Source organism: Roseibacillus ishigakijimensis (assembly GCF_016595415.1).
GTDB lineage: Bacteria > Verrucomicrobiota > Verrucomicrobiia > Verrucomicrobiales > Akkermansiaceae > Roseibacillus > Roseibacillus ishigakijimensis.
Window position 1 is genome coordinate 1 of the sequence record NZ_JAENIO010000173.1, and the last position, 357, is coordinate 357.

Genomic DNA, 357 nt, shown 5'->3' on the forward strand with positions numbered 1-357 from the left:
GCTGGTTCTCAGCAACGATTTTCAGGACGAGGTCGCGTTGTTTGTCGGAACATTTCCAGGCCGTTCCGTTGGGCCATCGGGTGATGTTGTTGGGGGAGGAATCGGAACGGTTTTCCGATTGGCCTCCGGTGGGAGCACCGGATTCGTCCATGCCATAGGTGGAAGGAGGGACGAAGCCGGTCTCCAGAATTTGTTGGTCCACATTGGACTGCAGCAAATGATAGAGACGCTCGGATTCTGCTTCGAGGTCATCGGTCGCCAGCAACTCCGTCTCGACCGAGACCGAGAATTGATGCGACGAATATCCCGGGAGACCGAGGCGCTTGGAATAGTTAGCAATGAGTTTGATAGCCATAT

Annotated in this window: 1 pseudogene; it reads right to left on the reverse strand. The window is 54.6% G+C overall.

Going from position 1 to position 357, the window contains the following annotated elements:
- A pseudogene (locus JIN78_RS18050) lies at positions 1–357 on the reverse strand (hypothetical protein); the annotation flags it as partial.